9 protein-coding genes are annotated in these 11,907 nt (G+C 68.3%); 7 read left to right on the plus strand and 2 right to left on the minus strand.

Annotated elements, in window-relative coordinates:
• Window positions 1-11: 11 nt before the first annotated feature.
• Together D7X55_RS09930 and D7X55_RS09935 are read right to left on the minus strand one after the other, a co-directional pair.
• Window positions 12-1,997, minus strand: a complete 1,986-nt coding sequence (locus tag D7X55_RS09930; protein WP_121722922.1) for a hypothetical protein — start codon at window positions 1,995-1,997, stop codon at window positions 12-14.
• On the minus strand, window positions 1,997-4,291 hold the full coding sequence (locus D7X55_RS09935) for a bifunctional UDP-sugar hydrolase/5'-nucleotidase (protein WP_233609769.1): 2,295 nt from the start codon (window positions 4,289-4,291) through the stop codon (window positions 1,997-1,999). The genes D7X55_RS09930 and D7X55_RS09935 overlap by 1 nt, the downstream gene beginning before the upstream one ends.
• A gap of 232 nt (window positions 4,292-4,523) precedes the next feature.
• Between D7X55_RS09935 and D7X55_RS09940 the strand changes: the two genes are divergently transcribed.
• The 7 genes from D7X55_RS09940 to D7X55_RS09970 all read left to right on the plus strand — a co-directional run.
• Window positions 4,524-5,204, plus strand: a complete 681-nt coding sequence (locus D7X55_RS09940; RefSeq protein WP_120546768.1) for an NUDIX hydrolase — start codon at window positions 4,524-4,526, stop codon at window positions 5,202-5,204.
• A gap of 84 nt (window positions 5,205-5,288) precedes the next feature.
• Window positions 5,289-6,755 (plus strand): MFS transporter, encoded by a 1,467-nt coding sequence (locus D7X55_RS09945; protein WP_121722924.1) that lies wholly within the window; start codon window positions 5,289-5,291, stop codon window positions 6,753-6,755.
• Between the two features lie 101 nt (window positions 6,756-6,856).
• On the plus strand, window positions 6,857-8,440 hold the full coding sequence (locus D7X55_RS09950) for a hypothetical protein (RefSeq protein WP_120546766.1): 1,584 nt from the start codon (window positions 6,857-6,859) through the stop codon (window positions 8,438-8,440).
• A gap of 45 nt (window positions 8,441-8,485) precedes the next feature.
• Window positions 8,486-9,253, plus strand: a complete 768-nt coding sequence (locus D7X55_RS09955; protein ID WP_120546765.1) for a hypothetical protein — start codon at window positions 8,486-8,488, stop codon at window positions 9,251-9,253.
• A 134-nt stretch (window positions 9,254-9,387) separates the two neighbouring features.
• Entirely contained in the window at window positions 9,388-10,515 is a 1,128-nt protein-coding gene (pdhA, locus tag D7X55_RS09960; protein WP_120546764.1) for a pyruvate dehydrogenase (acetyl-transferring) E1 component subunit alpha, read from the plus strand.
• Between the two features lie 54 nt (window positions 10,516-10,569).
• Entirely contained in the window at window positions 10,570-11,559 is a 990-nt protein-coding gene (locus D7X55_RS09965) for a pyruvate dehydrogenase complex E1 component subunit beta (protein ID WP_120546763.1), read from the plus strand.
• Between the two features lie 6 nt (window positions 11,560-11,565).
• A partial coding sequence (locus D7X55_RS09970; RefSeq protein ID WP_304988887.1) for a biotin/lipoyl-containing protein occupies window positions 11,566-11,907 on the plus strand: 342 nt, incomplete at its 3' end.

Genomic DNA, 11,907 nt, shown 5'->3' on the forward strand with positions numbered 1-11,907 from the left:
AAGGTGGATGACTACGGGCACGGCTTGATGGGCTTCGGGCACTCCATCCCGGGCCCGGGGTAGCAGCACAGGTCGTCCTGATCTCGCGGCAGGACGTTCCAGCGCGGACGCGCCGGACCCACGTGCTTCAGGTGGCCCACGACGTCGAAGGTGGCCGCCCGCAGCTGCTTGCACTGGAGCGCCTTCGCGGCGTCGGGGTCGGTCTCGCTGCAGTCCGGATTGAGGTCCGGCACCGCGTCCTTGATCTGCAGGCTGATGCGCGAGCGCGTATCCGGCGCGACCTTGCAGGCCGCGTTGGCCGTGGCGGCGGCGTCGCGCACCAGCGCGACCGTCACCTCGGAGTCCTTCAGGGTGTACTCGTAGCGGCTGTTCGCCGGGATGAGCGTGCCCGTCTGGTCCGCCGTGACGTTGTCGCCGCCGAAGCGCGCGCGCACCGGCTGATCACAGATGATGTTCAGCCGGTAGCCCGGGGGCAGCGTCTTGGAGGGCTTCACGGAGGTGGTGCCCACGTTGACGCTCATGATGCGGTTGGGGACGGACTCGTCCATGCCCAGGGAGGCCGGACCGGTGGCGTTCATCTCCACCACGAACTGACCGAAGCTCGTGTACGTCGTCTTCTCCGCGCAGATGGTGCCGGCGTACTCGCCAATGCCCAGCGTGCAGTCGATGACGCACTTGCGCTCCGGGAGGTCCGGATCATCCGGCGGCTCCTCGAAGCAGTTCTGCCAGCTGCGCGTCGCGCTGGGGCCCACCGGGCAGAACATGGGCATGTCGTTGTTGCCGTTGGCGTCGCAGTTGCGGAACACCTTGGGGAACTTCACCCGGCGCAGCTTCACCAGCGACGACTCCAGGCTCTCCATCTTGTAGTTCTTGTAGCTGTAGCCGCACAGGATGTCGTCCAGGTACGGCGAGGAGCTGTAGCCGCACAGCCGGCCGTTCACCTCCACCGGCGGCACCTCCTTCAGGTACTTGTTCCACTGCTCCTGCGGCAGCAGGCGCACGTTCTCGCGCAGCGTCCACGCGGGGAAGCTCATCTGCGTGGTGTTGGTGAACTCGGCCACCGTGCCGGACAGCGTCCAGAGCAGGTCGCCGGAGTCCAGGCCTTCCGGGAACGAGTAGTTGTAGATGTAGATGCTGTTGAAGCGGCCCGGGTTGAACCCGTCCGGCTCCGCGGTCTGCACGTTCGCGCCGGCGACGCTCTTCTCCGGCACGCGGCAGGCCGTCATGTCCGTGACGTAGAAGCCGCTGGAGTCCGTGCCCGTCACCAGCAGCATCATCTGCTTGCCGTTGTTGGGGTCCGCCGGGTCGGCGCAGTTCTGCACCAGGGGCTCGCCGGCCTCCGGGTTGCGGCCAATGCGCATGAACTGCTTGATGAAGACGCTCGTCTCCGAGCCGCCCTCCGGCAGGTTGATGGTGGACAGCGAGGGCTCCTCGAAGCGGATGCCGTGGGACAGGCCCGTCGCGTAGGTGCGCTTGGACGGCTCCACCGGCAGCTGGGACAGGTCACCCACGACGCCGCCGTCCGCGTAGTCCAGCTCCAGGTCCTGGTCCTGCACCCAGACGTGCGTCTCGCCGTACAGGTGGGCCACGCGCACGCTGCCCGTGCCCTTGCCGTTGGTCAGCTGCGCCCAGCGGGTGCCGTAGTCACCGGTGAGGTCGCCCGGGATGACCCGGAAGGACACCGGCCCGTTGAAGGACGTCATCTCCCCGCCGGTGCCATCCACCGCGGTGATGGACAGGGCGATGTCCACGTCCGAGCGGGGCAGGGTGTAGGGGCACTCCGCCGTGCCGCGCAGCTCCAGCGGCACGCGCGTCTGGTCATTGCCGTACTTCGCGACGCACGCGTTCACCACCGGCAGCAGCGCCCCGGGGGAGTCACCGGTGGTGATGCCGGTGACCTCCACGCGGAACGAGGAGAGCCCGGTGGGGGCCTCGGACTCCTTCGTGTAACAGCCGGCCGCCAGGGCCAGCGTGGACAGCAGGAAGAGCCGCTTCATCACTTCACCCTCCGCCCGATGCGGCCATCCTCGATGGCGCTCGCGATGGGCATGGCTGTGGGCTTCTCACAGAACGACCGCAGCTGGCTCGTCATGTTGCCGCACGTGGGGTTGCCCCCCGTCAGCAGGTCCCGGCAGGTGCAGCGGCCGGTGTAGGGGCCCTGCGGCAGCGAGCACTCCGCCACCGCCGCCTCCTTCGTCATGCCCGCCAGGCCGCACGCGGCCATGGCCTTCGCCTGCTCGGTGGCGTCCGCGGGCACCTTGAGCAGCTCGCGGCAGGAGCAGCTGCCCACCTGCTTGTTGAGCGCGTCCTCGAAGGTCTTGGACACCTTGCAGGAGTTGAGCGTCTTCTCGTCCACCGTCCACTGGCCGTTGACCAGCGAACCGCAGCGCGTGCCGTTGCTGGACGTCGGCCGGCCGTTGAGCAGGTCGTCGCAGTTGCAGAAGCCCTGCATGTAGCCGATGAGCGAGTCGCGCAGGCTGATGCCCGTCTCGATGCGCGTGGTGTTGCGCTTGAGCACCGTGAAGCCGGAGCCGCCCTTGGCGATGTAGTCGTTCACCGCGACCTTGTAGGTGCCGTTGGTGTCCAGCGGCTTGCCGTTGATCTCGATGTTGATGCCCGGGTGCGCCCAGCAGCGCGAACCGCTGGTGTCCTCCAGGCAGGTCCAGGGCGCGTGGCCCTCGCGGTTGTCCTGGGGGCAGTCCTTCTGCACCGTGGCCGGCGTGCACTGGATGCGCAGGTCATTGAGCTGCACCTGGGCGCAGTCCATGGTGAAGCGCGCGCCGGAGATCTGCGCCTGGCTCACGCACCCGCGCTCCGCGGAGCGCTCGGTGACGAAGTCGAACATCTCCTGCATCTCCACGCCGGACAGGTACATGATGTTGATGGTGTTCTCGAACGGGAACACGTTGAACATCGCCTCCTGCGTGACGACGCCCGCGTACAGGTTGTCGCGGATGCCCAGGCTGTTGGTGAGCGCCATCTCCGCCTCCACGCGGTTGCGCTTGCGCATGGAGTCCGCGGCGATGTTGCCCAGCGGGCTGTCACCACCGTTGGAGTTGTTGCGCCGCTGCACGTCGAGCGGGGCGTAGGAGAAGATGGACGTCAGCTGCAGCTTCACGTCCATGCCCAAGAGGTACGGGATGAGCAGGTCCGTCGTCTGCGCGTCCTCCTGACGGCCGCACTCGGCCATGGCCTCGCGCACGCCCGGCGCGTTGATGAACTCCCCCGGGTCCCAGAAGATGTCGTCGTCGAAGCGGTACTTGCGCATCGCCTCGTTGCACCAGAGGCCGTCCACCGGGAACGCGTGGTAGTCCTGGCTGACGACCTCGGCGCCCTCGGCCTCGCCCAGCTGGTTGGGCATCTTCACGACCAGCTCCAGGCGGCCCACGTACTTGGCGAACGCGCCCGAGTGCGACAGCACGACCTTGCGGCCGGCGGGGTCCGTGACGAGCTGCGGCGGGTTGAGCACCACGTGCAGGTGGCCGCCCAGGATCACGTCCATGCCGCTGACGCCCGCGATGTGCACGCGCACCACCGACTTGTCGTTGCCTTCCGGCCCGAACCACTCCAGCACCTTCCACGCGTCATGCGCGCGGTTGATGAAGGGCTTCGCGCGGCCGTACTCGTAATAGGCCTCATAACCCTGGATGAGATCCTGGTCCTCGGTGAGGCCCAGGTGGCTGACGATGACAATCAGGTCCGTCACCGGACGCAGCAGCTCCACGTAGGAGCGCGCGGCCTCGTTCTGCTCCAGCGGCGTCACCTGCAGGCTGTTGCCGCCCTCCACGATGGAGTTGAGCGAGGAGATGTTCGCCATGCCGATGATGCCCACGCGCAGCCCCTTCACCGTGCGGATGGTGTAGGGGGTGGTCACCATGGCGGCGCCGTTGGTGCCCGTGGTCTTCGGGTCGTCCCAGTAGTAGTTCGCCGCCAGGAGCGGGAAGTTGGCGAAGTCGCGCGCCTTCTTGACGAAGTTGAGCGCGCCCGCGTCGAACTCGTGGTTGCCCACCACGGCGGCGTCCAGACGGGACTCGGACAGGAAGCGGAACTCCGCCTCGCCCGTGTTCACGTTGAAGATGGGCGCGCCCTGGAAGCAGTCACCGGAGTCCAGGTGCAGGACGCGGTCACCCTTGGCGCGCTCGCGCTTGAGGATGGAGGCGATGCGCGTGGCACCACCAAAGGGACCAGCCTCCGGGATGAGCTCCAGGTCCTGGTCGGTCTTGAGCGGCGTGAAGTCGTACGGGACGAGCCGCGAGTGGATGTCAGAGGTATGGAGGAGGGTAAGCCGCACCTCCTGACCCTCGAGGTGGTAATCCTGGCCTTCCAGCACAGGCATGCACGAGGCGAGGGCCAGGGCGCAGGCGCAGAAGAGGCCGAGCAGTGCGCGACACATTCGTGGCGGATCCGTGATTCTGAGGGAGTGACGACTTGAGGACGGCGCAACCTACGGGATCAAGGGTGCACGGGCAAGCAACGCCACCGTGGCACCTCCACCTACCAGGACACCAGGAGAGCAGGCAGACATGCGTCCCAGCAGTTCCAATGTGACTGACATCGAGATCATCGAGGATTTCTCCGCCACGGCGCGTTGTGACGAAGGTTTCCTCCGAGTGCGTCGGCTGCGCTGCCGCAACCGGCGCGCGGATGGCTCGTCGTCTCCGGTGTACCGGGTGGATGTGGTGGACCGGCCCCGGTTGGACGCCGTGTCCGTGCTCATCTACCGCCGCGCGCCGGATGGAAACCTGGAAGTCCTGACCCGGATGAACCTGCGCCCCGCGGCGTACTTCCGCCGCGAGCAGACCGCGTCCATGACCGTTCCTGATGCGGTGAGTTATCTGCGCGTGGAGGAAATCGTCGCGGGCCTGCTGGAGCCGTCCGACAAGGGGGAGGAGGGGCTTCGCCGCCGCGCGGCGGAGGAGGTGAAGGAGGAGGCGGGCTTCACGGTGCGGCCGGAGGACATCCAGCTGCTGGGCGGCGCCTTCTTCCTCGCGCCGGGCATCCTGTCGGAGAAGGTCTTCCCCGCGGCGGTGGACGTCACCGGCGTGACGCAGGGCGAGGTGGAGGGAGACGGCTCTCCTCTGGAGGAGGGCATCCACCTTCAGTGGCGGCCGCTGCAGGCGGTGCTGGAGGCGTGCCGCCGCGGTGACATCGCGGACGCGAAGACGGAGGTGTCCCTCACGCGGCTGCTCGCGCGGCTGGGCTGAACGCCGCTTGCTGTTTCCGGGGGGAGGATGGACGGGGTAGGGTGCTGCCCCGTTCCGCTTCCTCCTCCAGGCGAGGTTCGTCGCATGTCGTTGCCCCCGTGGCTGGCCCAGCTGCTCCCCATCCTCATCCTGCTCGGGGCCATTGGCCTGGTGCTCTCACGGTTGCCGAAGGTGGAGCTGGGGCACACGGATGCGTTCCGCCGCCGCCGCTTCTTCAACTGGTTCCCGCTGGGCCTGACGTACGCGTTCCTCTATATGGGGCGCTACAACGTCAACGTGGCCACCAGCGCCATGGGCGCGCAGACGTCCAACGCGGACTTCGCCACCATCTTCTTCTGGGGGACGCTCACGTACGGCGTGGCCTTCCTCCTCAATGGCCCGCTGACGGACAAGCTGGGCGGCCGCTTCACCATCCTGCTGTCCGCGGGCGGCAGCGCGGTGGCGAACATCGCCATGGGCGGCCTGGTGTACGCGGTGCTGAAGAACGGCTGGGCCCCGCCGGGCGGCGTGGTGACGTGGCTCGCGTTCCTCTACAGCGTGAACATGTACTTCCAGAGCTTCGGCGCGGTCTCCATCGTGAAGGTGAACGCGTCGTGGTTCCACGTGCGCGAGCGCGGCCAGCTGGGCGGCGTGTTCGGCATCCTCATCTCGCTGGGCCTGTACTTCGCGTTCGACTGGTGCCGCTTCATCGCGGACGCGGCGCCGGTGTGGTGGGTGTTCTTCGTGCCCGCCGCGCTGCTCGCGGGCTTCCTGGTGCTGGACTTCTTCGTCATCCGCGACACGCCGTCCCAGACGGGCCACCCGGACTTCGACACGGCGGACGCGTCCAGCGGTGAGACGGGCCCGGCGCTCAGCGTGCCGCAGCTGTTCGGCAAGCTGCTCAGCAACCGCGTCATCCTCATCATCCTGGGCGTGGAGTTCTGCAGCGGCTTCCTGCGCAACGCCGTCATGCAGTGGTACCCCAAGTACGCCAAGGCGGTGGGCGAGTCCGGCGGCTTCGTGGCCTCCAACTGGGGCATGCTGTCGTGCGTCGCGGGCATCCTGGGCGGCATGTTCGCGGGCGTCATCAGCGACCGCATCTTCGACTCGCGCCGGGGCCCCGTGTCCGCGGTGCTCTACGCGGGCCTGCTCCTGGGCGCTGTCGGCGCGGTGTTCCTGCTGGGGACGCAGGGGGCCGGCTGGTCCGTGGTGTTCATGTCCCTGTGCGTCATCGGCGTGCACGGCATGCTGTCCGGCACGGCCACCATGGACTTCGGCGGCAAGAAGAACGCGGGCATCGTCGTAGGCATCATCGACGGCGCGGTGTACGCGGGCACGGCCATCCACGCGCTCGTCTATGGCGCCATCCTGCCCACGGGCGCCGCCATGAAGGACCCCGCCAACTGGAAGCCGTGGCCCCTGGCCATGCTGCCCCTGGCCGTCGTGGGCCTGCTGCTGGCGACGCGGGTGTGGAACGCGAAGCCCCAGCCCAAGGCGGCGCCCCTGCCGGTGGGCGACGTCATCCCGGGCGCCGTGCCGGGCGCGTCGTCTCGTACGGGCACCAACGGTTGAGGCCCCGGCGGAGTGCGTCCGGGTGTGCCGCCCCGGACGCTTCGCCCTCCTTCGGTGGGGGTGGCTCCCGTGTGACAGGCCTGTGACGTAGACTGGAGTTTGTGTCCCAGGCCCCCGAAGCGCTCCACAGCCGGTTCGACGTCCACGACCGCAAGCAGTTCGAGATCAAGCTCGAGTACCAGCCCACGGGCGCGGACGAGACGCGCTACCTGGTGGAGGCCTACCTCTTCCTGCCGTCGAGCCTGAACATCGACGCGGAGACGTACCCGCGCGCGGACTTCTACGCGGACATCCACAACTACGTGCGCTTCAAGACGCCGGTGATGGGGCTCGGGGAGATCCTGTCCTCGGAGGGCTCGCCGCTGGTGAAGCTGGAGGCGTGGCAGCGCACGGGGCTGGCGCCGGAGTCGGACGTCGTCTACCAGGCGAAGCTCCTGTCGTGCGTGCTGCGCGGCGCGCTGCGCCGGTTCGCCACCACGGTGGAGACGCGCTGTGACGCCAGGACGGGCGAAGCGGCGCGCGTGGACCTGGAGTCGGTGGTGCGTCAGGCGGGGGCGTCCGTCCCCGTGGTGCTGGAGCGCTTCCGCGCGTGGCTGCGCGCGACGGGTGAGGCGAAGCTCCAGGAGAAGACGCGCGCGTCGCTGCGGCTGGTGGACGAGTACGTCAGCCTGCTGGTGGAGCAGTTCTTCCGCCGCGCGGTGGCGGACATGGACGCGCTGCCGCGCACGGGGCCGTGGCTGCCCTTGCGCAAGGGGCTGATGGAGGCGGTGCTGCGCGAGGAGTCCTACCGCAAGGAGCACCGGCTGCGCTCCGTGTTGAGCCCCACGGGGGACAACGAGGAGTACATGCAGCGGCTGGGCTTCCTGAAGAAGTTCTGCATGAACGTGCTCTTCCTGTCCTCGCGCCGCCGTCAGCGGCGGCAGGGCTGGGAGGAGGTGCTGTTCGCCATCGCGGCGGGCGTGGCCATGGCCTTCGCCACGTCGGTGGCGCTCTGGGCGCAGGTCCGCTACACGCAGGTGAGCCTCAACTTCTTCCTGGTGGCCGTGGTCGGCTACATGATGAAGGACCGCATCAAGGAAGGGCTGCGGCGCATGTTCAGCCGCGTGGCCGCCACGCACCTGTACGACCGCACCACGGACCTGGTGGACCCCGTCACGGCGCGCGCCATTGGCACCTGTGAAGAGCGCGTGGACTACGGCGCGGCGGTGAAGGTGCCCAAGGCGGTGTCGTCGCTGCGGCTGCAGGACGACTTCCTCACCGTGTCCCAGGGCGAGTTGTCCGAAGCGGTCATCCGCTACCAGAAGCGCATCGTGCTGGACGCGCGCCTGTTGCCGCGCTCCGAGCGCGGCCTCACCGGCGTGACGGACATCCTCCGGCTGCACGTGGGCCGCTTCCTGCGCGACATGGACGAGCCGGAGTTCGCGCTGGAGTACGTGGACCTGGAGGACTTCTCCGTGGGCCACATCCGGGGCGCGAAGCGCTACCCGGTGGACCTGGTGTTCCGCTTCACGGTGATGGAAGACGGCGTGCGTCACGAATCCGCGCAGCTGGTCAGGCTGGTATTGGACCGCAACGGCATCCAGCGCATGCAGAACTTCGCCCGGCCTCCGGAGGTCCTGGGAGAGGCGAAGGAGCCCGTGGGGTCGGTGCCCATCCAGCCGGCCGCGTTGCGCCAGGGCGCGTGATTTGATGGCCAGCCCCGCGCCGGGGGCATGTATCTTCCGGCGCACATGGCTTTTGAAGACCTCAAGCAACGCGTGCGGCCGGACTGGCGCGACGCACTCCGGGGCATCCTGGAGAAGGCCCGCTCGCTCGGCCCCCAGGCCGTCCTGGCGTTCGACCTGGACTCCACCCTCTTCGACAACCGTCCCCGCCAGGCGCGCATCCTGCGCGAGTACGGCGACGCGCGGTCCTTGCGCCTGCTCTCCGCGTGCGAGCCGCGCCACTGGGACACCGGCTGGGACATGCGCGCGGCCATGCGGGCGTGCGGCATGGAGGACGCGGAGGTGGAGCAGCGCTACGCGGACGCGCGCGCCTTCTGGCAGGAGCGCTTCTTCACCAGCGACTACTGCGTCTCCGACGAGGCGATTGACGGCGCCGCCGCCTTCACGCAGGCGGTGGCCGCGACGGGCGCGCAGGTCGTCTACCTGACGGGCCGCCACGAGGCGATGCGCGAGGGCACCGTGTCCTGTCTCGCGCGCTGCGGGATGGTGACGCCCCCCGGCGTGGACGGGCGCGTGCACCTCATCATGAAGCCCACGCTCGCGGAGAACGACGACGCCTTCAAGCGCGAGGCGCACGCGCGCCTGGGCCGCATGGGCACCGTGGTGGCCGCGTTCGACAATGAGCCCACGCACGCCAATGACTACCGCCACCGCTTCCCGGAGGCGACGGTCATCCACCTGGCCACGGACCACTCGGGACGGGTCGTGGAATTGAAGGATGGCATCGTGTCGGTGCCGCATTTCTCCATGGAGGACGTGACGCAGCGCGCCTGAAAGAAAGGCGTGATGGACGACGGTTTCTGAAAGGCTTTGGAAGTCCCATGGCCGCGCGCTAAGAGGCGCACGGCGTCCGCCGCCCTTTTCCCCCTCGGGTCTTCAAGGGGCGGCCCAACCGGAGGCATGCCGCGGTGGCCAGCGCGTACTCGAAGGACCTGTTGTTGACGATGTACCGGAAGATGTACCTCCTGCGCCGCTTCGAGGAGCGGGCCGGCCAGCAGTACACGCTGGGGAAGATCGCCGGCTTCTGCCACCTCTACATCGGCCAGGAGGCCGTGGCGGTGGGCTGCAACGAGGCCATCCGCCCGGATGACTACATGCTGTCCGCCTACCGCGACCACGGCCAGCCGCTGGCGCGTGGCAGCGACGCCGGGATGATCATGGCGGAGCTGTTCGGCCGGGGCACCGGCTACAGCAAGGGCAAGGGCGGCTCGATGCACATCTTCGACATCGAGCACCACTTCTACGGCGGCTACGGCATCGTCGGCGGACAGATTCCGCTCGCGGCGGGCATGGCCTTCGCCAGCCGCTACCGCAACGAAGACCGCGTCACGGTGTGCTTCTTCGGCGACGCGGCCGCCAACCAGGGCTCGTTCCACGAGACCTTCAACATGGCGCAGAAGTGGAAGCTGCCGGTCATCTACATCTGCGAGAACAACCGCTACGGCATGGGCACGGCCATCGCGCGCACGTCCGCGGTGCCGGAGATCCACAAGCGCGCCTCCGCGTACGGCATGCGCGGTGAGGCCGTGGACGGCATGGACGTCCTCAAGATGTACGAGGCCGTGAAGGACGCCGCGGAGTACTGCCGCGCGGGCAAGGGCCCCGTGCTGCTGGAGGCGAACACGTACCGCTTCCGCGGCCACTCCATGGCGGACCCGGCGAACTACCGCACCAAGCAGGAGGTGGAGGACGAGCGCAAGAACGACCCCATCCCGAAGCTGCGCGAGTTCGCGATGAAGCAGGGCTTCAAGCTCACCGACGCGGACTTCGAGGCCATCGAGGAGGAGGAGAAGCGCGCGGTGGACGCGGCGGTGAAGTTCGCCGACGAGTCGCCCGAGCCCAGCGTGGACGAGCTGTGGCGCGACACCATCGTGGAAGAGGGCGAGCAGGACGTGCGCCCGCGTGAGCGCGTGCTGGGCGTGAAGGTCACCCACTGGCCGAAGTACCCGTCGGGCCAGGAGCTGAAGGTGACATGGGACCTGGAGCCCCGCGCCGAGGCCGAGCAGGCGGACAAGAAGGCGGGCCTGATCCGCTAGCGCCCACGTTCCCCCAAGCCACTACCCTTTCGAGATTCGAGTTCGGAGCCGACGATGCCCGAGTTGATGTATCGCGAAGCATTGAACCAGGCGCTCGCCGAGGAGATGGAGCGCGACGCCAATGTGTTCCTCATTGGCGAGGAAGTGGGCCGCTACAACGGCGCCTTCAAGGTGTCCCAGGGCCTGTTGGACAGGTTTGGCAGCGCGCGCATCATCGACGCGCCCATCAGCGAGCTGGGCTTCACGGGCCTCTCCGTGGGCGCGGCGGCGGTGGGCCTGCGCCCGGTGGTGGAGATGATGACCTGGAACTTCGCCATCCTGGCGATGGACCAGATCGTCAACAACGCGGCCAAGCTGCGCCACATGAGCGGCGGCCAGCTGCGCTGCCCCATCGTGTTCCGCGGCCCGGGCGGCGCGGGCGGCCGGCTCTCCAGCCAGCACAGCCAGGCGCTGGAGGCCAACTACGCGCACTTCCCCGGCCTGAAGGTGATCGCCCCGGCGACCCCGGCGGACGCCAAGGGCATGCTCAAGGCCGCCATCCGGGACGAAAACCCGGTGGTGATGTTCGAGGGCGAGCGCCTCTACGCCATCAAGGGCGAGGTGCCGGAAGGCGAGCACATCGTTCCGTTGGGCAAGGCGGACGTGAAGCGTGAGGGCACGGACGTCACGCTGATCACCTGGAGCCGGATGTACTACTTCTGCATGGAGGCCGCGGAGGCCCTGGCGAAGGAAGGCATCAGCGTGGAGGTGCTGGACCTGCGCACCCTGCGGCCCCTGGACGAGGAGGCCATCCTCGCGAGCGTGCGCAAGACGAACCGCGCGGTCATCTGCGAAGAGGGCTGGGCGCTGGCGGGTATCGGCGCGTCCGTGGTGGACCTCATCCAGTCCCAGGCGTTCGACGACCTGGACGCGCCCGTCGTGCGCGTCACCGGGTTGGATGTGAACATGTCCTATGCGGCGAATCTGGAGAACGCGACGCAGCCGGACGCGCCCAAGATCATCGAAGCCGTCAAGAAGGTCATGTACCGCGGCGAGGGGGCCTGAACGCGTATGGCTACGCCCATCCAGATGCCCAGCCTTTCCCCGACGATGAAGGAGGGGAAGATCGTCAAATGGCTGAAGAAGGTGGGAGACAAGATCTCCTCCGGAGACGCCATCGCCGAGGTGGAGACGGACAAGTCCAACCTCGAGGTGGAAGCCTTCGACGACGGCTACCTCATCTCCATCGCCGTGCCCGAGGGCGAGGTCGCCACGGTGGGTTCGCCCATCGGCTTCCTCGGCGCCAAGGGTGAGAAGGCCACCGGTGGTGGTGCGCCTTCGGCTCCTGCGCCCCAGAAGACGGAGGCCCCCAAGGCCGCCGCTCCCGCCGCGCCGAAGCCTCCCGAGCAGGCC

The sequence above is a fragment of the Corallococcus sp. AB049A genome (assembly GCF_003668885.1).
In the GTDB taxonomy this organism is placed as follows: domain Bacteria; phylum Myxococcota; class Myxococcia; order Myxococcales; family Myxococcaceae; genus Corallococcus; species Corallococcus interemptor.

Bases quoted from the DNA above. Each gene is read 5' to 3' on its own strand.
- D7X55_RS09945 (WP_121722924.1), top strand. From the start codon at position 5,289: ATGTCGTTGCCCCCGTGGCTGGCCCAGCTGCTCCCCATCCTCATCCTG.
- D7X55_RS09955 (WP_120546765.1), top strand. From the start codon at position 8,486: ATGGCTTTTGAAGACCTCAAGCAACGCGTGCGGCCGGACTGGCGCGAC.
- D7X55_RS09965 (WP_120546763.1), top strand. From the start codon at position 10,570: ATGCCCGAGTTGATGTATCGCGAAGCATTGAACCAGGCGCTCGCCGAG.
- D7X55_RS09930 (WP_121722922.1), bottom strand. From the start codon at position 1,997: ATGAAGCGGCTCTTCCTGCTGTCCACGCTGGCCCTGGCGGCCGGCTGT.
- D7X55_RS09940 (WP_120546768.1), top strand. From the start codon at position 4,524: ATGCGTCCCAGCAGTTCCAATGTGACTGACATCGAGATCATCGAGGAT.